15 protein-coding genes and 1 tRNA gene are annotated in these 20,409 nt (G+C 72.0%); 8 read left to right on the top strand and 8 right to left on the bottom strand.

The features are described 5' to 3' along the window. Nucleotides 1-34 precede the first annotated feature (34 nt). The 3 genes from ACFFGE_RS08025 to ACFFGE_RS08035 are packed head-to-tail and all read left to right on the top strand — an operon-like array spanning nucleotide 35 to nucleotide 2,759. Nucleotides 35-913, top strand: a complete 879-nt coding sequence (locus ACFFGE_RS08025) for a F0F1 ATP synthase subunit gamma (RefSeq protein ID WP_376835795.1) — start codon at nucleotides 35-37, stop codon at nucleotides 911-913. Between the two features lie 43 nt (nucleotides 914-956). Further along, the gene (gene atpD / locus ACFFGE_RS08030) at nucleotides 957-2,492 is read left to right on the top strand and encodes a F0F1 ATP synthase subunit beta (protein WP_376835796.1); all 1,536 of its coding nucleotides are present in this window, start codon (nucleotides 957-959) and stop codon (nucleotides 2,490-2,492) included. Beyond that, nucleotides 2,493-2,759 (top strand): ATP synthase F1 subunit epsilon, encoded by a 267-nt coding sequence (locus ACFFGE_RS08035; protein WP_376835797.1) that lies wholly within the window; start codon nucleotides 2,493-2,495, stop codon nucleotides 2,757-2,759. 440 nt (nucleotides 2,760-3,199) lie between these two features. Here ACFFGE_RS08035 and metK read toward each other — a convergent pair whose 3' ends face one another. Both metK and ACFFGE_RS08045 read right to left on the bottom strand, forming a co-directional pair. Further along, nucleotides 3,200-4,390, bottom strand: a complete 1,191-nt coding sequence (metK, locus tag ACFFGE_RS08040) for a methionine adenosyltransferase (RefSeq protein ID WP_376835798.1) — start codon at nucleotides 4,388-4,390, stop codon at nucleotides 3,200-3,202. Between the two features lie 106 nt (nucleotides 4,391-4,496). Beyond that, entirely contained in the window at nucleotides 4,497-7,136 is a 2,640-nt protein-coding gene (locus ACFFGE_RS08045) for a glycoside hydrolase family 3 protein (RefSeq protein WP_376835799.1), read from the bottom strand. A gap of 103 nt (nucleotides 7,137-7,239) precedes the next feature. Between ACFFGE_RS08045 and ACFFGE_RS08050 the strand changes: the two genes are divergently transcribed. After that, nucleotides 7,240-8,157 carry an alpha/beta hydrolase gene (locus ACFFGE_RS08050; protein WP_376835800.1) on the top strand — a complete coding sequence of 306 codons (918 nt, stop codon included), beginning with the start codon at nucleotides 7,240-7,242 and terminating at the stop codon, nucleotides 8,155-8,157. 96 nt (nucleotides 8,158-8,253) lie between these two features. Here the strand turns inward: ACFFGE_RS08050 and ACFFGE_RS08055 are convergent. The 3 genes from ACFFGE_RS08055 to hemC all read right to left on the bottom strand — a co-directional run bounded on the left by ACFFGE_RS08055 (nucleotide 8,254) and on the right by hemC (nucleotide 9,973). Then, nucleotides 8,254-8,329, bottom strand: a tRNA-Thr gene (locus tag ACFFGE_RS08055). A gap of 20 nt (nucleotides 8,330-8,349) precedes the next feature. After that, on the bottom strand, nucleotides 8,350-9,036 hold the full coding sequence (locus ACFFGE_RS08060) for a uroporphyrinogen-III synthase (protein ID WP_376835801.1): 687 nt from the start codon (nucleotides 9,034-9,036) through the stop codon (nucleotides 8,350-8,352). A 1-nt stretch (nucleotide 9,037) separates the two neighbouring features. After that, the gene (gene hemC, locus ACFFGE_RS08065) at nucleotides 9,038-9,973 is read right to left on the bottom strand and encodes a hydroxymethylbilane synthase (RefSeq protein WP_376835802.1); all 936 of its coding nucleotides are present in this window, start codon (nucleotides 9,971-9,973) and stop codon (nucleotides 9,038-9,040) included. A gap of 58 nt (nucleotides 9,974-10,031) precedes the next feature. Between hemC and tsaD the strand changes: the two genes are divergently transcribed. The 3 genes from tsaD to ACFFGE_RS08080 are packed head-to-tail and all read left to right on the top strand — an operon-like array spanning nucleotide 10,032 to nucleotide 12,555. Beyond that, nucleotides 10,032-11,159 (top strand): tRNA (adenosine(37)-N6)-threonylcarbamoyltransferase complex transferase subunit TsaD, encoded by a 1,128-nt coding sequence (tsaD, locus tag ACFFGE_RS08070; protein ID WP_376835803.1) that lies wholly within the window; start codon nucleotides 10,032-10,034, stop codon nucleotides 11,157-11,159. A gap of 17 nt (nucleotides 11,160-11,176) precedes the next feature. Continuing rightward, entirely contained in the window at nucleotides 11,177-12,178 is a 1,002-nt protein-coding gene (locus tag ACFFGE_RS08075; protein WP_376835804.1) for an NAD(P)H-dependent glycerol-3-phosphate dehydrogenase, read from the top strand. Continuing rightward, a complete protein-coding gene (locus tag ACFFGE_RS08080) occupies nucleotides 12,175-12,555 on the top strand; it encodes a Rieske (2Fe-2S) protein (RefSeq protein ID WP_376835805.1) in 381 nt (126 codons plus the stop codon). Before ACFFGE_RS08075 ends, ACFFGE_RS08080 begins: the two co-directional genes overlap by 4 nt. Before the next feature lie 4 nt (nucleotides 12,556-12,559). Here ACFFGE_RS08080 and ACFFGE_RS08085 read toward each other — a convergent pair whose 3' ends face one another. The 3 genes from ACFFGE_RS08085 to ACFFGE_RS08095 are packed head-to-tail and all read right to left on the bottom strand — an operon-like array spanning nucleotide 12,560 to nucleotide 18,124. Then, nucleotides 12,560-15,889, bottom strand: coding sequence for an error-prone DNA polymerase (locus ACFFGE_RS08085; protein ID WP_376835806.1), 3,330 nt, complete (start codon nucleotides 15,887-15,889; stop codon nucleotides 12,560-12,562). Further along, on the bottom strand, nucleotides 15,886-17,448 hold the full coding sequence (locus tag ACFFGE_RS08090) for a Y-family DNA polymerase (protein WP_376835807.1): 1,563 nt from the start codon (nucleotides 17,446-17,448) through the stop codon (nucleotides 15,886-15,888). The genes ACFFGE_RS08085 and ACFFGE_RS08090 overlap by 4 nt, the downstream gene beginning before the upstream one ends. Next, on the bottom strand, nucleotides 17,342-18,124 hold the full coding sequence (locus tag ACFFGE_RS08095; protein ID WP_376835808.1) for an ImuA family protein: 783 nt from the start codon (nucleotides 18,122-18,124) through the stop codon (nucleotides 17,342-17,344). The genes ACFFGE_RS08090 and ACFFGE_RS08095 overlap by 107 nt, the downstream gene beginning before the upstream one ends. Nucleotides 18,125-18,271: 147 nt before the next feature. On the opposite strand from ACFFGE_RS08095, the gene ACFFGE_RS08100 reads away from it, so the two are divergent. Further along, nucleotides 18,272-20,395 (top strand): protein-disulfide reductase DsbD family protein, encoded by a 2,124-nt coding sequence (locus ACFFGE_RS08100; RefSeq protein ID WP_376835809.1) that lies wholly within the window; start codon nucleotides 18,272-18,274, stop codon nucleotides 20,393-20,395. Nucleotides 20,396-20,409 lie beyond the last annotated feature (14 nt).

Genomic DNA, 20,409 nt, shown 5'->3' on the forward strand with positions numbered 1-20,409 from the left:
CCCGACCCCCGGATAGCGAGAGAGACGACGCCGGATGGCCAGCCTCAAGGAAATGCGCAATCGGATCGGAAGCGTGAAGGCCACGCAGAAGATCACGAAGGCCATGCAGATGGTCGCGGCCGCCAAGCTTCGGCGGGCGCAGGACCAGGCCCTGGCCGCGCGCCCCTATGCCGAGCGCATGGCCTCGGTCATCGCCAATCTGGCCGCCGGCGTCTCCGGCGCCGACGCGCCCAGGCTGCTGGCCGGAACCGGCTCGGACCAGAAGCACCTGATCGTGGTCGCGACCGCGGACAAGGGCCTGGCCGGCGGCTTCTCGACCAACGTGGTCCGGGCCGCGCGCGAGCGGATCAACAGCCTGATCGCGCAGGGCAAGGATGTCCGCATCGTGGCCGTCGGCCGCAAGTCGCGCGACCAGCTGCGTCGCTTCTACGGCGAGCGGGTGATCCACACCTTCGAGCTCAGCGCGCACAAGACGCTGGGCCTGCACGCCGCCCAGCCGATCGCCGAGATGATCGCCGAGGAGTTCGAGGAAGGCCGCGCCGACGTGGTCACCCTGTTCTACAGCCGCTTCAAGTCGGTGATCAGCCAGGTCCCCACGCCCAAGCAGCTGGCCCCGACCACGGTCGAGGAAGGCGCCGCCCCCATCGACCTGAACGGCGCGGTCTATGAGTACGAACCTTCGGAAGAGGCCATCCTCGAGACGCTTTTGCCGCGCAACCTGACGACCCAGGTGCTGGCCGCGCTCTATGAGAACCAGGCCGGCTTCTTCGGCTCGCAGATGGCGGCGATGGACAACGCCACCCGCAACGCCGGCGAGCTCATCAACGCCCTGACCCTTCAATACAACCGCTCCCGCCAGGCCCAGATCACCAAGGAGCTGATCGAGATCATCTCCGGCGCCGAAGCCCTCTGATCCGACCTGACACCCGACACGACTTTCCGAACGGAAGACCCCGATGACCGACACCGTCGCCCCCAAGAAGACCACGACCCGCAAGCCCGCCGCCAAGAAGGCCGCGCCCGCCGCCGCGCCGACCGCCGCGGTCGCCACCGGCCGCATCGCCCAGGTGATCGGCGCTGTCGTGGACGTGGAGTTCGAAGGCCACCTGCCGGCGATCCTGAACGCGCTGGAGACCTCCAACACCGACCAGCGCACGGGCGCCGAGTTCCGCCTGGTGTTGGAAGTCGCCCAGCACCTGGGTGAGAACATGGTCCGCACCATCGCCATGGACACGACCGAGGGTCTGGTCCGCGGCCAGCCGGTGACCGACACCGGCAAGTCGATCCTGGCGCCGGTCGGCCCGGGCACGCTGGGCCGCATCATGAACGTCGTCGGCGACCCGATCGACGAGGCCGGTCCGATCCAGACCTCGCTCTATCGTCCGATCCACAAGGAAGCCCCGAGCTTCGAGGAGCAGTCGACCTCGGCCGAGATCCTGGTCACCGGCATCAAGGTCATCGACCTGATGTGCCCCTACACCAAGGGCGGCAAGATCGGCCTGTTCGGCGGCGCCGGCGTCGGCAAGACCGTGACGATGCAGGAGCTGATCAACAACATCGCCAAGGCCTACGGCGGCTACTCCGTGCTGGCCGGCGTGGGCGAGCGCACGCGCGAGGGCAACGACCTCTATCACGAGATGATCGAGTCCAACGTGAACGTGGACCCGGCCAAGAACAACGGCTCGACCGAAGGCTCCAAGTGCGCCCTGGTCTACGGCCAGATGAACGAGCCGCCGGGCGCCCGCGCCCGCGTCGCCCTGACCGGCCTGTCCATCGCGGAATACTTCCGCGACGAGGAAGGCAAGGACGTGCTGCTGTTCGTCGACAACATCTTCCGCTTCACCCAGGCCGGCTCGGAAGTGTCGGCGCTGTTGGGCCGCATCCCCTCGGCCGTGGGCTATCAGCCGACGCTGGCCACCGAAATGGGCAACCTGCAGGAGCGGATCACCTCGACCAAGAAGGGCTCGATCACCTCGGTCCAGGCCATCTACGTGCCCGCCGACGACCTGACCGACCCGGCGCCGGCGACCTCGTTCGCCCACCTGGACGCCACGACCGTGCTGTCGCGTGACATCGCCGCCCAGGCCATCTTCCCGGCCGTGGACCCGCTGGACTCCACCTCGCGGATCATGGACCCGCTGGTGATCGGCGAGGAGCACTACACCGTCGCCCGTCGCGTCCAGGAGATCCTGCAGCAGTACAAGGCGCTGAAGGACATCATCGCCATCCTGGGCATGGACGAGCTGTCGGAAGACGACAAGCTGATCGTCGCCCGCGCCCGCAAGATCCAGCGCTTCCTGTCGCAGCCCTTCTTCGTGGCCGAGCAGTTCACCAACCAGCCCGGCAAGTTCGTCGAGCTGAAGGACACGATCCGCTCGTTCAAGGCCATCTGCGACGGCGAGTACGACCACCTGCCGGAAGCCGCCTTCTACATGGTCGGCGCCATCGAAGAGGCCGTCGAGAAGGCCCAGAAGCTGGCCGAGGCGGCGTAAGTGGCCGGCAAGCTCTCCTTCTCCCTGGTCGCCCCTGAGCGCGAGGTCTTCTCCGGCCTCGTGGATCAGGTCGACGCGCCCGGCGTCGAGGGCGACTTCGGCGTCCTGCCGGCGCACGCGCCCTTCATGACGGCGCTGCGCGAAGGCGCGGTCACGGTCATCGACGGGGCCAAGCGGCGCGTGTTCGAGGTCAAGGGCGGCTTCGCCGACGTCAACGCGCAGGGCCTGACGATCCTGGCCGAAGAGGCGACCGAGATCAGCGCCTAAGGCGCGGCGTCGGCTGAAACATCAGGGCGCGGGTCGCGGCGACGCGGTCCGCGCCCTTTTCGCGTCCGGGAACTGCGTTCCTTCTCCCCTTGCGGGAGAAGGTGTCATGCGGAGCATGACGGATGAGGGGTGTCAACGCGGACGCGGGGCGAGAGTCCTCGCCGGGGCAGGGTCATCACAGAGGGCACGGAGGAAGGCACGGAGAGCACGGCGGCGTAGAGCAAGTTGGACCGCAGGTGCTCCGGAAGTTCGTCGGTAAGCGGAAGGGGGCGCTTCGCGCGCCGCCGCACAGGCACCGTGGTGTAAGCTTGTGTGTCTCGGCGCCCTCCGTGATGAACCAGCAACGGTCAGGACGGCCATTCGGCGTCGGCGCACACACCCCTCATCCGAGCCGCTCCGCGGCCCACCTTCTCCCGCAGGGGGAGAAGGGGATCAGACCGTCACGCCAGCGCCTTCAGCGCCTCCACCAGGTCGGTGCGCTCCCAGCTGAAGCCGCCGTCGGCCTCGGGCTCGCGGCCGAAGTGGCCGTAGGCCGTGGTGCGGGCGTAGATCGGCTTGTTCAGCCCCAGGTGCTTGCGGATCGCGCGCGGGGTGGCGCCGCCGATCATCTTGGGCAGCTCGCGCTCCAGCGTCGCTTCATCGATGCGGCCGGTGCCGTGCAGGTCGACGTGAACCGACTGGGGCTCGGCCACGCCGATGGCGTAGCTGAGCTGGATGGTGCAGCGGTCCGCGAGGCCGGCGGCGACGACGTTCTTGGCCAGATAGCGCGCCGCATAGGCGGCCGAACGGTCGACCTTGGTCGGGTCCTTGCCTGAGAAGGCCCCGCCGCCGTGGGGCGAGGCGCCGCCGTAGGTGTCGACGATGATCTTGCGACCCGTCAGGCCGGAATCGCCGTCCGGCCCGCCGATCTCGAAGATGCCGGTCGGATTGATGTGCCAGACGGTCTCGTTGGTGATGAAGCCTTGCGGCAGCACGCCCTCGACCACCGGCTTCACCACGGCGGCCACGTCCGCCTGCGACGCGCCCTTGGCGTGCTGGGTCGAGACGACGATCGAGGTGGCGCGCGCCGGCCGGCCGTTCTCGTAGAACAGCGACACCTGGCTCTTGGCGTCGGGCTCCAGGATCGAGCCGCCCGCGTGGCGCAGCTCCGCCAGCTTTCTCAGGATGTTGTGGCTGTACTGCAGCGTCGCCGGCATCAGCTCGGGCGTCTCGTTCGAGGCGTAGCCGAACATGATCCCCTGGTCGCCCGCGCCTTCGTCCTTGGTGTCCGTGGCGTCGACGCCGACGGCGATGTCCGCCGACTGGCCGTGCAGATAGTTCTGGAACTCGAACGTCTCCCAGTGGAAGCCGTCCTGCTCGTAGCCGATGTCCTTGACCGCGGCTCGGACCAGCCGCTCGATCTCGTCCTCCACACCGGGCGCCCAGGCGTCGTTCTCCCAGATGCCCTTGCCGCGGATCTCGCCGGCCAACACCACCCGGTTCGTTGTCGTCAGCGTCTCGCACGCCACGCGCGCCTCGGGATCCTTCGCCAGGAAGAAGTCGACCACGGTGTCGGAGATGCGGTCGGCCACCTTGTCCGGGTGTCCCTCGGACACGCTTTCGGAGGTGAAGACGAAGGACGTACGGCTCACGAGAGACTCCTCGGCTGCGATGGCGGCCAGCCATATAAAGATATGCTTATATCTTCAAGCGAGACGCGCCGCTTCAAGCTCGGGCGAAGATCGAGCGGGGCGAGTGTCATCGCGGAAGCTCGGCGGCGCCGGTCACCCGAACCGCGGCGGCTCGCCCCGGCGCCATGCCCCCCGGCTGCCCGCCGCCGACCCACAGCTCGACCGGGCCCGGCGTGATGCGGCGGACGCCGGCGTCATCCACGACGCTGAGGCTGCGCGGATCGACCGTGAAGCTCACGCGACGTCGCTCGCCCGGCGCCAGCGCCACGCGCCGGACCCCCGCGAGGGAGCGCAGCGGCGCGCCCTCGACGTCCGGGCGCCGGACGTAAAGCTGAACCACCTCCTCGCCCTGCCGGGCCCCCACGTTGGAGACCAGCACGCTGACCTCCAGCGGCTGGTCCGCGCGAACCGTGGCGCGGCCGGTTCGGACGTCGGCATAGTCGAACCGCGTGTAGGACAGGCCGTGACCGAACGGGTAGAGCACCGGCCCGGCGTGGTAGCGGTAGGTGCGTCCTCGCATCCGATAGTCGGTGAAGGCCGGAAGATCATCGACCGATCGATAGAAGGTGACCGGCAGGCGGCCGGATGGATTGACGTCGCCGGCCAGGATGCGGGCCACCGCGTCGCCCCCTTGTCCGCCGGGGTACCAGGCCTGCAGAATCGCGGCCACGTTCCGATCGGCCCAGTTGACGCTGATCGCGCTGCCGCTGACCAGGACCAGCACCACGGGCGTGCCGGTGGCGTGAAGTCTCTCCAGCAACCGCTGCTGCGCGGGGGGCAGATCCAGGCTGGTGCGGTCGCCGCCCGCGAACCCCGGCGTCGAGAGCGGCAGCTCCTCGCCCTCCAGCTGGGCCGTCAGCCCGCCCACGAACAGGACCAGGTCGGCCTCGCGGGCGGCCGCTTCGGCCTGGGCGCCGCCCGGGTCGGACGGGGGGCTCCACAACAGCCGTTCGTCCCCGGATGTGGCGCGCTGGAAGGCCTCGACCCGCAACCGGTAGGTCCGCCCGCGCTCGAGACGCACGGCGCCGGCCGCGATGGAGGGGCGCCAGTCGATGTTCCAGGCGTCCACCACCGGCGCATCGTCGATGAAGACGCGGTAGCCGCCGTTCGCGTCGTAGCGGAAGACATAGTCGCCGTCCTCCGGCGCCGTCAGATAGCCGGAATAACGTAATGCGCCGCTCTCCAGCCGTCCGGACCAGGCGTGCGCGACGCCGTCCGCCTGGCCGGTCTGCACCGGCGCGGCGGACAGGTCCCGACCGGCGAACCGCTCAACCCGGACCCCCGGCGTGCGACACGCGGCGTCCAGGCACAGCGCCCCGGCGGGCAGCGGGACCAGCGCGCGGTCGATCAGTCCGGAGCCCTGGACGTGGGTCACCTGCGCGTCCGGCCAGCGGCGGCGGACGCCCTCGAGGATCGTCACAGGGTGAGAGGGGTCGCCGTTGTAGTTGCCGACCAGCGCGGCGAGACTGTCGGCGTTGGGGCCGATCACCGCGATGCGTCCGGGCGCCTCTCCGAGCGGCAGCAGGCCGTCGTTCTTCAGCAGGACGATCCCCTTCTCAGCGGCGGTCTGCGCCAGGGCGCGGCCCTCGGCCGTGTCGAAGTCGGCGGCGGTGATGTCGGGGAAGACGCGGGACGGCTCGTCGAACTGGCCCAGCCTCATCCGGGCGGTGAACAGACGCACCAGCGAGCGATCGACCACGGCCTCGTCGAGCGCGCCGTCGCGCACGGCCCGGACGACCGCCTCGCCGTCCTCGGGCCCGCCGCAGATCAAGTCCATCCCCGCGCGAAAGGCGACGGTCACCGCCGCCTCGGGCGTGGCGACGTAGGCGTGGCGATCCGGGCTGTGGATGTCGGTCACCGCCCCGCAGTCCGAGACGACGAAGCCGTCGAAGCCCCAGGCGTCCCGCAGATAGTGGCCGAGCAGCCGTTCGTTGGCGCAGGCCGGGGCCCCGTCGACGGCGTTGTAGGCGCACATCAAAGAGCCCGCGCCGCCCTCGATGATCGCCGCGCGGAAGGCGGGCAGATAGGTGTCCTCCAGATCGCGGGCCGTGGGACGGATGTCGTCGCGGTGGCGGCTGGCCTCGGGCCCGGAGTGGACCGCGAAATGCTTGGGCGTGGCTATGGTCAGGGCGTAGTCCGGATCGTCCCCCTGCAGTCCTTGCACGAAGGCGACGCCGAGCCGCGCCGTCAGATAGGGGTCCTCGCCATAGGTCTCCTGGCCCCGACCCCACCGCGGATCGCGGAAGATGTTGATGTTGGGCGACCAGACGGTGAGCCCCTCGAACCAGTCGGAGCCGCCGAAACGGTGGCGCGCGTCCAGGTGCTTGGCCCGGAACTCGATGCCGATGAGGTCCGCGACCTGACGCATCAGGGGTTCGTCGAAGGTGGCGGCCAGGCCGATCGCCTGAGGGAAGACCGTGGCGTGCCCGGCGGCGGCCACGCCGTGCAGCCCCTCGTTCCACCAGTTGTATTCGCGGATGTTCAGGCGAGGGATGGCGGGGGCGTCATTCAGCAGCTGCGAGGCCTTCTCCTCCAGCGTCATGCGCGCGACGAGGTCGGCGGCTCGCCGTTCCGGCGGCTGAGAAGGGTCCTGATAGGACGGAAGCTGCGCCCCCGGGAGCTGAGCCCGCGCGGTCGCCGCGCCGCAAAGCACCAGCACCGCCGCCAGAATCCCGGCCGATACCCGGCCGCCCGCCCGAACACCCATCCGACCCCCCTGATCAATTGTCTGACTATTGCGCGCGGTTTCGCATCTGCCTAGCCTGACCGCGACCGACCGCCCCTTCGCCCGCTCACCGTGGAGACGCCGCATGCGCCCGTCGAGTCTAAGGCTCATCGCGCTGGCCCTGGCCTGTTCGGCCGTGGCGACGGGATCGACGGCGTGGAGCCAGGAGGCGCCGATGAGGCCCCTGGCGGCCCCGCCCGAGCCGGGCGCCATCGCCCTGAACACCGGCGACGTGGCGGGGTCGACCGGACCGGAAGTCTGGTTCGAGCAATGGGGCGATCCCTTCGTCCGCAACGTCACGCTCGCGACCTTGACGCCCGTGCTGCCTGAACCGGGAAAGGCCACCGGCGCCGCCGTCATCGTGGCCCCCGGCGGCGGCTTCATGTTCCTGTCGATGGGCAACGAGGGGTGGGAGGTCGCCCGGGCGCTCGCCGACCGGGGCGTCGCCGCCTTCGTGCTCAAGTACCGCACCCGACCGACGCCGCAGGACCCCGCGGCGTTCGAGGCGGCGGTCAATGCGATGTTCGCCGGAGCGGCGCGACCACCGGCGCCCACGGCCCAGGCCGTCGACAGTCCCTTCGCCGATCAGGTGGCGGACGCGACCGCCGCCTTCGCCCTGGTGCGCGCCCGGGCCGAGGAATGGTGTGTGGATCCCGACCGCGTCGGCATGGTCGGCTTTTCCGCCGGCGCCATGACGACCCTGGCGACGACCCTGGCGTCGCCGAGCGCCGATCCCGCATTCATCGGGCTGATCTATGGACCGTTGACGGCCGTGGAGGTTCCGGCCGACGCGCCGCCGATGTTCGTGGCCCTGGCCGCGGACGATCCCCTGTTCGCCCACAGCGGCTTCGGGCTGGTCGAAGCATGGCGCGCCGCCGGCCGCCCGCTCGAGTTCCATCTGTACCAGAACGGCGGCCACGGGTTCGGGCTCGGCAATCCCGGCAAGACCAGCAACGGCTGGTTCGACGTCTTCGAGCGCTGGATCGAGCTGAACGCCTTCTGAGACTTGATGGTCGCTGATCGTGATCGTTCAGGCCCACGTCGCAACCTTCAGAGCTGCCCTGCGAGCCAGCCGCTTCAGCAAAAGATCAGGGGGGAGTGGTGCCGCTTGCGTGACTCGAACACGCGACCCCCTCATTACGAATGAGGTGCTCTACCGGCTGAGCTAAAGCGGCCCGGAAAGGAGGCGCGTTCCCTACACCGGCGGGCGGGCCTTGCCAAGCGCGTCCAGCAGGGCCGGTTCGTCAGGGGTGGCGGCGACGGCGAGGATGGGGCCGGGCCAGGCGTCGGCGGCGGCGTCGGACAGGCAGACGGCAGGCGGGCAGGGGCGGTCGCCCAGGGCTTCGACGGCAAGGCGGGCGCCGCGCGGCGAATGGATCAGGACGGTGGCGATGCGACCCTCCTCGGCGGCGAGAAGGGCCGCGTCCGGCCGTCGGGGCTCGGCGGCGTAGGCGACAAGGGGTTTCACCTCGACAATCCCGGCGAGGGCCGAGACCAGGTCGAAGGCGGCGTCCCGGCCTCGGACCCAGAGCACAGGCCCATCGGGCGGCGCGTGCGACAGGATCGTCGCCAGCGCGGCGCCGTCGGCCGAGGCGGAGCGCACGTCGCCGAACCCCGCCTGTCGCGCCGCTTCAGCGGTGGCGTCGCCGACGGTGAAAACCGGCCGGTCACGGCGAGACGTGAGCGTTGCGAGCGCCCGTGCGCCGTGGGCGCTGGTGAGGGCGACGGCGGCGAAGCGGTCCAGATCGACGGTCGCGGCTCGCACGACGACCTCGATGACCGGGTCGATCAGAGGCGCGTATCCGCGCCGGATCAGCGCCTGTCCCGTCGCGGTCGCGCCGGGCTCGCTGCGCGTCACCCAAATCAGGCCGCGCGCGCCCATGTCAGATCGCGATCGCCTGATCGCCCGCCGCGTCTCGAACATCGCGGCCGAGGGCCTCGCCGAAGGCGTCGACGTCGGGCGCGGCGGCCAGGTCGAGCTCGCCCCGGCGACGCCAGCGGGCCGAGCCGTCGGGCGCCAGGATCTCGGCGGTCAGGACCAGCCGCCCTCCCGCGATCACGGCGTGGGCCCCGACGGCCGTACGGCACGACCCTTCCAGCGCCCGCATGGCGCCGCGCTCGGCGAGGACGCAGGTCGAGGTCTCGGCGTGGTTCAGCGCCTTGGCCCAATCGGCGCCGACATCCTCCGCCCGCGTCTGCAGCGCCAAGGCGCCCTGGCCCGGCGCGGGCAGGAAGGCGTCGGCGTCCAGCCGCTCGACGATCTCGCCCGAAAAGCCGAGACGGTTGAGGCCGGACACCGCCAGCAGGATGGCGTCGAAGTCGCCGGCCGTCAGCCGCCCGATCCGGGTGTCGACATTGCCGCGCAGCATCTCGACCTTCAGGTCCGGCCGCAGCGCCAGGGCCTGGGCCTGGCGTCTCAGACTGGCGGTGCCCAGCCGCGCTCCGTGCGGCAGGTCGGCGAACGACGCCGCGATGGTGCTCAGGAAGGCGTCGCGCGCATCCTCGCGCTCGGGCGTGGCGGCGATGACCAGGCCGTCCGGCGTCTCGGCCGGCACGTCCTTCATGGAATGAACGGCGACGTCGATCTCGCCCTCCAGCAGCGCGGCCTCGATTTCCTTGGTGAACAGCGCCTTGCCGCCCACCTCGAGCAGGCGGCGATCCTGGATGCGGTCCCCGGTGGTGACGATCTCCACCAGCGGAACCTCGGCCGTAATGTCGGCCTCGGGCACGCCCAGCGCCCGGCCGATGGCGCGCTGCATCATGCCGGACTGGGCGAGCGCCAAACGTGAGCGGCGGGTTCCGATGCGGAGAAGCGGCATGAGGGCCTTGGGTCGGCGACGATTGCGCGGGCGCGGCGCGGGGGCTACCTGACGCGCCATGAGTTCGCACGCGGACTATCGCACGGCCGCGTCGGCGGCAACCAAAGGCGAGCTGATCGTCCTGGGCATCGAGACCAGCTGCGACGAGACCGCCGCGGCCGTCGTGCGACTGGGGCGCGACGGTCGTTCCGAGGTGCTGTCCTCGGTGGTGCACAGCCAGACCGAGGATCATGCGCCGTTCGGCGGGGTGGTGCCCGAGATCGCGGCGCGGAGCCATGTGGAGACCATCGCCCCGACCGTGGAGCGCGCGCTGGCGGACGCCGGGGTCGGCTGGGACGGGATCACCGGCGTCGCCGCCACCGCCGGGCCGGGCCTGGTCGGCGGCGTGATGGTGGGCCTGAGCTTCGGCAAGGCGGCGGCCCTGGCGCGGGGCCTGCCGCTGATCGCGGTCAACCACCTGGAGGGTCATGCGGTCTCGGCCCGGCTGGGGGCGGAGGCGCCCTATCCTTTCCTGCTGCTGCTGGTGTCGGGGGGCCACTGCCAGCTCCTGGAGGTGCGCGGGGTCGGGGAGGTCACGCGGCTGGGCGCCACCATCGACGACGCGGCGGGCGAGGCCTTCGACAAGATCGCCAAGGCGCTGGGGCTCGGCTACCCGGGCGGGCCGGCGCTGGAGCGGCTGGCGGAGGGCGGCGATCCCGCGCGGTTCGAGCTGCCCAGGGCGCTGCTCGGCCGCAAGGACATGGACTTCTCGTTCTCGGGCCTGAAGACCGCCGCCTTCCGGCTGGTGGAGACCTGTGAAACCGATCAGGATCGGGCGGACCTCGCCGCCGCCGTCCAGGCCGCGATCGCGCGCCAGCTGACCGAACGCACCGAGCGGGCCATGGCCGACTACGCCCAGCGGCACGATCACCGGCTGCTCGTCGTGGCGGGCGGGGTGGCCGCCAACCGGACCATCCGGGCGCGGCTCGAGGCGGCGGCGGGACGTCACGGATTCCGCTTCACCGCCCCGCCCTTGGCCTTCTGCACGGACAACGCCGCCATGATCGCCCAGGCGGGCGCCGAGCGTCTTGCGCGCGGCGAGCGGTCCGACATCGACGCGGTCGCCCGGCCGCGCTGGCCCTTGGACGAGGCGGCGGCGCTGGCCGCGCCCAGCCACGCGTACGGCCGCAAGGGCGCCAAGGCGTGAACACCTCCGGAGGAACGATGCACGAATTCAGGCGCGCGGGCGTGATCGGCGGCGGCGCCTGGGGCACGGCCCTGGCCCAGGTCTGCGCGGCGGCGGGGCTGGACGTCACGCTTCAGGCGCGGGAAGCGGAGGTGGTTGAGTCCATCCGCGCCCGGCGCGAGAACGAGGCCTTCCTGCCCGGCGTGACGTTGAGCGAGCGGATCACGGCGACGGCGGACCTGTCCGACCTCTCGTCCTGCGACCTGATCCTGGCCGTGCCGCCGGCCCAGCACCTGCGCGCGACCCTGGAGGCGTTCCGGCCGCACGCGCGGGCGGGCGCGCCCATGGTGCTGTGCTCCAAGGGGATCGAGCGCGGCTCGCTGAAGCTGATGACGGACGTGCTGGCCGAGACCCTGCCGGACGCGCCGCCCGCGGTCCTGTCTGGCCCCAGTTTCGCCGGCGAGGTGGCCCGCGGCCTGCCCAGCGCGGTCACGCTGGCCTGCGCCGACGCGACGCTGGGCGAGGACCTGATGTGGACGCTGTCGGCGCCGGGCTTTCGGCCCTATCTGGTCGACGACCTGATCGGGGCCGAGGCGGGCGGGGCGGTCAAGAACGTGCTGGCCATCGCCTGCGGCATCGTCGAGGGACGCAAGCTGGGCCGCAGCGCCCACGCGGCGATCATCACGCGCGGCTTCGCCGAAATGACCCGGCTGGGGGTTCGGCTGGGCGGCCGGGCCGAGACCATGGCGGGGCTCTGCGGCCTGGGCGATCTGGTCCTGACCTGCTCCAGCCCGCAGTCGCGGAACATGAGCCTGGGCCTGGCGCTGGGCGAGGGCCAGACGGTGGCCGAGGCCCTGGCCGGGAAGCGCTCGGTGGCCGAAGGCTATGAGAGCGCGCCCGCCGTACGGGATCTGGCGAAAGGGTTGGGGGTCGAGATGCCGATCTGTCAGGCCGTCGCCGGCGTGCTGGCCGGCGAGACCACGGTGGATCAGGTCATCGACGCGCTGCTGTCGCGTCCGCTGAAGAGCGAGCGGGCGTGACCGAGGACGAGATTCCCGCCGTCCGGCCGCGCGTCTGGACTACGCCCGCGGGCGTCGCCCTGTGCGCGGAAGGGGACCTGGCCGATCCCGGCGCGCGCGGTTTCGTGCTGCAGATCGGCGACAACTGGTTCCACGGCTTCGTGGTCAGGAAGGACGGCCAGGTCGCGGGCTGGGTCGATCGCTGTCCTCACGCGGGCAATCCGATCGCCATCGAGCCGGACCGCTATCTGACCCGGGACGGCCAGCTGATCCTGTGCGGCTGGCACGGGGCGGCGTTCGAGCCCCTGACCGGGGCCTGTGTGGCGGGGCCGTGCGCGGGCGGGCGACTGACCCCCTGGCCGGTCGAGGTCGTTAGCGGGATCGTCCGAACGGCCTGAGCCCTCAGTGAAAGTCCCGGGAGCCGGGCAGGACGCGCAGGTTCCGGGGATGCTGGGGCTTGATGAACTCGTCGGCGCCCGACAGCTGGATCACCGGCGTGTGGTCCGGCGACAGGCGGTTCAGCTCGTCGGTGCGGTCCCACAGGCGCTGGGCCATCAGGTGGACGACGCCCTCGGGGCTCTTTTCAACGACGCCTTCGACCGCCAGCACGCGGGCGGCCATGACCACGCGGCGGTGCGCCTCGAAGGTCGGGACCCACAGGACCAGGTTGGCCACCCCGGTCTCGTCCTCGATGGTGATGAAGATGGCCTTGCCGTTGCCGGGTCGCTGACGGACCAGGGCCACGCCCGCGGTGCGCACCCGCGCGCCCGACCGCTTCGCCGACATCTCGGCGCAGCTGAGGAACCCCTCGGCGCGGAACACGGGCCGGAGCATGCCCATGGGGTGCCCCTTCAGGCTGAGGCGCGTGGTCTGGTAGTCGGCCGCCACATGTTCGCCCAGGGCCATCTTCGGCAGCTCCGCGTCCGCCTCCTCTCCCAGCTCGCGCGCGTCGGCGGCGGCGAACAGGGGCAGGGGGTCGTCGTCGGGCAGCCGCCGGACGGCCCACAGGGCGTCGCGCCGATCCAGCCCCAGGGAGCGGAAGGCGTCGGCGTCGGCCAGCTTTCTCAGGGCCGCGACCGGCAGGCGCGCGCGGCGCATCAGGCCCTCCACCGTGTCGAAGGCGCGGGTTCGGGCCGCGACCAGGGCCTCGGCCCAGTCCTGGCGGAAACCGTCGATCTGGCGAAAGCCGAGCCTGAGCTCGGGCGCGTCGGCGGGACCTTCCAGCCTGTTGTCCCAGCCTGACAGGTTGACGTCGATGGCGCGGACCTCGACCCCGTGCTCCTGGGCGTCCCGCACGATCTGGGCCGGGGCGTAGAAGCCCATCGGCTGGCTGTTCAGGAGCGCGCAGGCGAACGCCGCCGGGTGCCGGCGCTTGATGTAGCTGGACACATAGACCAGTCGCCCGAAGCTGGCCGCGTGGCTCTCGGGGAAACCATAGGAGCCGAAGCCCTTGATCTGTTCGAAGCAGCGCCGGGCGAAGTCGGGGTCGTAGCCCCGCGCGATCATGCGGCCGACCATGCGGTCCTCGTAGGTGTGCAGCGTTCCGTCGCCCCGGAAGGTGCCCATGGCCTTCCGCAGGCCGTTCGCCTCCCGGTCGCTGAACTCCGCGGCCACCATGGCGACCTTCATCGCCTGCTCCTGGAACAGAGGCACCCCCAGCGTCCGGTGCAGCACCTTCTTCAGCTCGTCCGGGTCGTGCGGCGGGCCGGGTCTGGCGTAGACCACCTCCTCCTTGCCCGAGCGGCGGCGCAGATAGGGGTGGACCATGTCGCCCTGGATCGGCCCCGGCCGGACGATCGCCACCTGGATCACCAGATCGTAGAACTCGCGCGGCCTCAGGCGCGGCAGCATGTTGATCTGGGCCCGGCTCTCCACCTGGAAGACGCCGATGGAGTCGCCCTTGCACAGCATGTCGTAGACATCGGCCTGCTCGGCCGGGACAGTGTGCAGCTGAAGGTCGACGCCCTGATGGTCCCGCATCAGGTCCAGCGCCTTCCGGATGCAGGTCAGCATGCCCAACGCCAGCACATCGACCTTCATCAGGCCCAGCTCGTCGATGTCGTCCTTGTCCCACTCGATGAAGGTGCGGTCCGGCATGGCGGCGTTGCCGACCGGGACCAGCTCGTCCAGCCGCCCGCGCGTCAGGATGAAGCCGCCCACGTGCTGGGAGAGGTGGCGCGGGAAACCGAGGATGCGTCCGGCCATGTCCAGCGCGCGGCGGATCATGGGGTTGTTCGGGTCCATGCCCGCCTGTTCGATCAGGACGTCGGGGATGGAGGCGCCCCAGCTGCCCCACTGGGTCGAGGCCAGCCGCGCGGTGACGTCCTCGGTCAGGCCCAGCGCCTTGCCGACCTCGCGGATGGCGCTGCGGGGCCGATAGCGGATCACCGTGGCGGCGATGCCCGCCCGTTCGCGGCCATAGCGGTCATAGATGTGCTGGATGATCTCCTCGCGCCGCTCGTGCTCGAAGTCGACGTCGATGTCGGGCGGCTCGTTGCGGTCCGCCGACAGGAAGCGCTCGAACAGGAGGTCGTGGGCGGCCGGGTCCACGCTGGTGATGCCCAGCACGAAACAGACCGCCGAATTGGCCGCCGAGCCGCGTCCCTGGCACAGGATGCGCTTGTCCTCGGCCACCCGGACGATGTCGTGGATGGTCAGGAAGTAGGGGGCCAGGTTGCGCTCGGCGATGAAGGCCAGCTCCTTGTCGAGCGTCGCCTGGACCCTGGCGGGCACCCCGTCGGGATAGCGGACCGGCGCGTGCTGGGCGACCAGGGTCTCAAGCCAGCCCTGCGGCGTCTCGCCCGGCGGGATCGGCTCCTCGGGATACTCATAGCGCAGCTGGTCCAGGTCGAAGATGGAGCGGGCGAGCAGGTTCCGGGTCTCCGCGATCGCCTCGGGCGCGTCGGCGAACAGGCGCGCCATCTCCTCGGGGGACTTCAGGTGGCGCTCGGCGTTGGCGAGCAGGCGTCGGCCCGCCCGGTCGATGCTCACCCCCTCGCGGATGCAGGTCAGAACGTCCTGGAGGTCGCGCTCGGCCGGGTCGTGATAGAGGGCGTCGTTCATGGCCAGAAGCGGCGTCCCCGCGGCCTCCGCCATCCGCTTCAGCCCGGCCAGCCGCCGCCGGTCGTCGCCCCGCCGGTGCATGGCCGCGCCCAGCCAGACCGCGCCCGGCCGGGCGGCGTGCAGCGTCCTCAGCCGCGCCTGAAGCCCCTCCAGCCGCCGGGGCGGAACGACGATCAGCAACAGGTCGTCGGCGTGGGCGATCAGGTCGTCGAACCTGAGACGGCACTCGCCCTTCTTCGCCCGGCGATTGCCCAGCGTCAGCAGACGGGTCAGCCGCCCCCATCCAGCCCGGTCCTCAGGATAGGCCACCACGTCCGGCGCCCCGTCCTCGAACACCAGCCGCGCCCCGGTCAGAAGGCGAAAGGCCTTGGCGCGGGCCTTGACCAGGTCCGACAGGGCCGGATCGTTCAGCGGGTCCTCGCGCCAGGCGATCTCGCCGGGCGAGCCGCCGTCCCTCACCTTCTCGGGCGGCGACCAGCCGTCCTCGCGCAGCTGCCGGAGCGCGCTCCAGGCCCTGACCACGCCCGCCACCGTGTTCCGGTCCGCCAGCCCCAGCCCGACATGGCCGCGCAGGACGGCGGTCAGCACCATGGTCTTGGGGTGGGAGCAGCCCCTCAGGAACGAGAAGTTCGAGGCCGCCACCAGCTCCGCATAGTCGGGCGCGCTCATGCGAACAGGCCGTGCAGATACCAGCGCGGCGGGGGATCGCCGCCGTAGCCGCCGGCCCGGAACAGCCAGAAGCGGCGGCCCTGCTCGTCCTCGACGCGGTAATAGTCGCGCACCCGCTCGCGACGTCGCCACCACTCCGCCTCGATCCGCTCGGGCCCCTCGGCGCGGGCGACACGGTGGTCCACCCGGCGCCAGCGGAAGCGCGCGGGCGGGCTGTCGGGAGCCAGGGCGATGGCCTCGATCGGCTGGGGCGGGTCGAACAGGTGCAGCGGCCGGGCCGGAGGGCCGCCGTCCTCGGGCGGATCGGGCCAGGTCTCGTCGGTCGCCCCGCCGCCTTGCGCGGGCGTCAGGCGACAGGCGCGCTCAGGCAGGTGGGACGCCACCGGCTCGACCCGCAGCACCGCGTCCGGTCCCAGCCGCGCGCTCAGCCGGTCGATCAGGTCCGACAGGTCCGCGGCGTGATCCGGCGGCCGGTCCAGCCCCGCCTGCTCCGGCGACAGGGGCTCGGTCGCCTCGGCCGCGAGCCTGAGGTGGTCGTAGCCGAAGCCGGGGTCCAGCGGTCGCGACAGGGCCGCCAGCCGCTCGCGCCACAGCTTCAGGAAGGGGCCCGCCTTCCTCGCGGCGCGGGCGGTCGTCAGCGCCACCCGCCGCGCCGCGCCGTCCACGCGATACAGCGTCAGGACCAGACGCCGGGCGCCCAGGCCGCGCGCCTCCAGCGCCCGCTCCAGATCGGTCAGCAGGTCCGCCAGCACCGTCTCGACCTGTTCGGCTTCGGTGATGGGCTCGAACAGGACCCGGTCGACCCGCACGGGCGGGGCCGGGCGCGCCGGGCTGATCCTGACGTCGATACGGCCCATCAGCCGGTCCAGCCGGTCGGGGAAGTCCGCGCCGAACCGGGCGGCCAGCGCGTCGCGGGCGCGGGCGTCCACCTCCGCCACCGTGACCAGGCCCGCGCGGCGGATCGCCTGGTGATCGGTTGCTTTCAGCTCCAGCGCCGCGACGGGCAGGCGGCCGGCGACCTCGGCGTCCTTGCCTTCGGGCGTGATCCCGCCGGGACCGAAGCGGCAGAGCGCGCGGGCCGTCTCCGGCGTGCGGGCCATGGCGACGCGGGCGGTCAGCCCAAAGGCTTCGGCGCGCGCCTTCACCGCCGTGACCAGCCCCGCCTCGCCGCCGAACAGATGGGTGCAGCCGGTCACGTCCAGGCTCAGCCCCCAGGGCGGATCGGGCGCGATCATCGGCGTGAAGCGGCCGAAGTCGATCAGGAGCGTCTTCAGCAGGGCCGCGTCGGCGTTCGCGTCCAGCGGCCGTGCGTCCAGCTCTGGCACGCGGGCGCGGGCGTCGGCCAGGGTCACGCCCGGCCCCAGGCCCAGCGCCAGGGCGGCGGCGTCGGCGGCGGCGATCCTCAGCGCGCCGCGATCCTTGTCGATCAGGACGACAGGCGGGCCGGCCGGGTCAGGCGGCGCGCTCGACGCCGCCCGCTCCCGCGCCAGCCGGTCTGTGGCGAGGAAGGGAAACCAGACCGCCAGATGCCGCCGGCGGGGCGAACGATCGCGTCTCACGATCCCACTCCAGGATCCAGCTGCGGGGCGGGGCGCCGGCCCGGCTGCGCTGGAGCGACGCCGTGAAGGCGGGGCGGCCGGGGGCGCGGGCGTCCAGCGGCTGGGACGGTGCGGCGGCCACCGACCACCGGGTCTCGGCCGCGCTGGGCGCCGGGTCCACCCCGGCGCGCACGAAAAAACAGGTGGCGCGTCCTTTCTGCGCCGCGAAGGCCAGGCGTCGGCTGGCGGTCAGGGTCAGGGCCTTCGCCTCGCCCCAGCCGCTGAGGATCACGGCGGGCGCCGCGCCGCTGGCCAGCGCCTCCTCGCCGGCGGCCAGCAGCTGGCTCGCGTCCCGGACCTGGACCAGGATCAGGGCGGCCGGGTCCAGGCCCCAGTCCTTCAGGCCGGCGCCATAGGGCAGGCCGGTCTCGGGCAGGGCGCGACGCTCCACCGCCCACACCAGGGCGGGCGCCTGAAGCCGAAGCGCCAGGCCCAGGGCGAAACCGTCCGCGCTCTGGGCCTCCCCGCCCGCCTCGGCGAAGATCTCATGCACCGCGCCGCGCTTCAGTCCGCCGCCCAGATGCCCGTCGATCTCCGCCCAGCCGAGCGACAGGCGCCGACCCGGCGCGCCCGCGCGCGACGGCGCCGCCGAAAGACGGTCGCGCAGGCGTTCCAGCTCGTCCCTTTTGTTCCACATTTGTTCTCATAACGGACTCCGCTCTAAGCTGGAGTCAAGGGCCTGCATGCGAGCGTGACGGAGTCGCACCGGTTCGCCTCCGGCTTGCGCCCCGCCCCTCAGTCGCTAGGGTCCGCCTCCGCTTTCCGTCGGGAGACCCGCCCGCCCGTGCGTCCGCTGTCGAGCCTCGTCCTCATCCTCATCGCCTGGCTGGCGACCGCGTTCGGCGCGGCGGCGCAAATCCAGCGGACCGAGCGGATCGCCGCCGAACTCACCCCGATGACCGCCTGGGCCACGCCCGGCTCCACCGTCATCGTGGCGGTGCGCCAGGACATCAAGCCCGGCTGGCATACCTATTGGCGCAATCCCGGCGATTCCGGCGGGCCCACCACCCTGGACTGGACCCTGCCGGACGGGCTGTCGGCGGGCGACATCGTCTGGCCCCTGCCGGAGCGGCAGCGGCTGCAGGACCTCATGAACTACGGCTATTCGGACGAGGTCTATCTGCCCGTGCCGATCGAGGTGCCGGCGGCCGTCGCGCCCGGCGAGATTCTGCGCCTGTCCGTGGACGCCCTGTTCATGGTCTGCAGCGACGAGATGTGCGTCCCCGACGAGATGACGTTGACCCTGGCCCTGCCGGTGGCCGCCGATCAGCCGCCGCTGGACGCCCGGCACGGCGCCGCCATCCAGAGGGTGGTCGAACAGGCCCCGCGGCCCGCCGACCTCCAGGCGCGAGTCACGCGCCAAGGCGAGGCGCTGCTCTTGACCGTGACGGGCGCCGAGGTCGAGGCGCTGGGCGGGCGCGACGTCTATTTCTTTCCGTTCGAGGGCGGGGTGATCGACCATCCGGCCGAGCAGACCCTGACGCGCGGCGAGGCGGGTCTGGGCCTGACCATTCCCGCCGGGCGCGCGATCCTGGCCGGCGGACTGACCGGTCCGATTGCAGGCGTTCTCGCCACGCCCGACGGCGCCTGGCAGATCACGGCCGAGGTGGGCGAGCCGCTCGCCGGGGTGACCGGGGCCGCCCTGCCGTCAGAGGGGGGGATCGCGGCGTTCCTCCAGGCGGCGCTGTTCGCGCTCCTGGGCGGGCTGATCCTGAACCTGATGCCCTGCGTCTTCCCTGTGCTGGCGATGAAGGCGGCGTCCCTGTCGGCGGCCGCCCATGACCGGGTCGAGGCGCGACGCGACGGGCTGGCCTTCCTGGCCGGGGTGCTGGCGACCTTCCTGATCCTCGCGCTGGTCCTGATCGCGCTCCGGGCGGCGGGCCAGGCGATCGGCTGGGGGTTCCAGCTGCAGTCGCCGGCTGTGATCGCGACGCTGGCCCTGCTGATGCTGGCGGTGGCGCTGAACCTGTCGGGCCTGTTCGAGGTGGGCCTCGCCGCGCAAGGCGCCGGCGGACGGCTGTCGCGCCTGCCGGGCGGGGCGGGAGCCTTCTTCACCGGCGTGCTGGCGGTGGTGGTGGCCGCGCCCTGCACCGCGCCCTTCATGGCCGTGGCCCTGGGCGCCGCGCTGGTCATGCCCGCGCCGATGGCGGCGGCGGTGTTCCTGATGCTGGGGCTGGGTCTGGCGCTGCCCTATCTGGCGGTCAGCCTGTCGCCGGGACTGCTGAGCCGCCTGCCGCGCCCCGGCCCGTGGATGGGCCGGCTCAAGGCCATCCTGGCCCTGCCCATGTACGGCGCCGCCGGCTGGCTGGCCTGGGTGTTCGCCCGTCAGGCGGGGCTGGACGCGCTGGGCCTGCTGTTCGTCGCCGCCCTGCTGCTGGCGCTCGCCGCCCTGCTGTGGGGCTGGCGCCAGGCCGCCCGGATGGAGGGGCGGGGCGCCTTTTCGTCGGCGGTCGCGGCCGGCCTCGCCCTCCTTCTCGCGGCGGGGCTCGGCGTAGCCGCCGTGCGCGCGGCCCAGGCGCCCGTCCTCCCCGGTGCGGATCCCACATCGGGCGCCCTGGCTTCCCAGCCCTGGTCGCCGGAGGCCGTCCAGGCCGCCCTCGCGGAAGGACGGCCGGTGCTGGTCAATTTCACAGCCGACTGGTGCGTCACCTGCAAGATCAACGAGCGCGTCGCCCTGGCGACGGCCTCCACCCGGGACGCCCTGGCCGAGGCGGACGCCGTCTACATGGTCGGCGACTGGACGCTGCGTGACGACGTCATCGCGCGCGAACTGGAGCGTCACGGCCGCAGCGGCGTTCCGCTCTATCTGCTCTACGCGCCAGGAGAGACCGAGCCGCGCATCCTGCCCCAGCTGCTCACCCCCGGCGTGGTCGCCGACGCCCTGAGAGAGGCCACGCCCGCCGCCTGAGTTCCGCCTTCAGC

It is taken from the genome of Brevundimonas balnearis (assembly GCF_042434805.1).
GTDB lineage: Bacteria > Pseudomonadota > Alphaproteobacteria > Caulobacterales > Caulobacteraceae > Brevundimonas > Brevundimonas balnearis.